The 664-nt window shown below is 70.9% G+C and carries 2 protein-coding genes; both read left to right on the top strand.

From position 1 onward, the window contains the following. Positions 1-293, top strand: a 293-nt coding sequence (locus H3O04_RS35595) for a LysR substrate-binding domain-containing protein (RefSeq protein ID WP_237666553.1), incomplete at its 5' end; no start/stop codon positions are given. A 136-nt stretch (positions 294-429) separates the two neighbouring features. After that, on the top strand, positions 430-664 hold a 235-nt coding region (locus H3O04_RS35590), incomplete at its 3' end, for an SDR family NAD(P)-dependent oxidoreductase (protein ID WP_202589540.1).

The following is a 664-nucleotide window of genomic DNA, read 5'->3' as shown; positions in this document are numbered from 1 at the left end:
CGTATGGCCTGCTCGGCGGGCAGGCGGTGCTCGCGGTGCCGTCGATGCGCGCGAAGATCCTTGCGCAGCGCGATGCGCTCGGCGTCGGCTGGGTGCCGCGCCGGCGCGTCGCGTCGCTGCTCGCGCGCGGCGAACTGGTCGAGAAGCAGACGGCCGATCCGCGCGAGCCGAATCTGCTGTACGTCGCGTGGCACGGCGATCGTGACGGCCGCGCGCTGCAATGGTGGCTGGAGCAACTGCGCGAGCCGCGGCTCGCGCGGCGGCTGCTCGACGGGATCGATGTGATCGGGTGAGCGTGATCGGCTGAGCGCGCTCGCTCAAACATGTTCGACGTTTTCGAACAGGTCCGTCGTGCCCGTCGCACGGCAAGGCCGCGCGACGCGCGCATCCTGTGTTCACGGTCAACTCACCGGTTCACAGGAGAACATCATGCAACGCTTCGAAGGAAAGACGGTCCTCGTCACGGGCGGCAACAGCGGCATCGGCCTGGCGGCTGCCCGCGCATTCGCGGCCGAAGGCGCGCGGGTCATCATCACCGGGCGCGACGCCGAAACGCTGGAAGCCGCCCGTCAAACGCTCGGCGAAGGCGCGCTGGCGATTCGCAACGAAGCCGGCAGCGTCGCGTCGGCTCGCGCGCTGGCCGACGCGCTCGCCGCCGCCGGCG

Source organism: Burkholderia sp. KCJ3K979 (assembly GCF_016759955.1).
Lineage (GTDB): Bacteria > Pseudomonadota > Gammaproteobacteria > Burkholderiales > Burkholderiaceae > Burkholderia > Burkholderia orbicola.
Note: the sequence above shows the minus strand (reverse complement) of the source record. Positions and strands in the feature narration are given on the sequence as shown.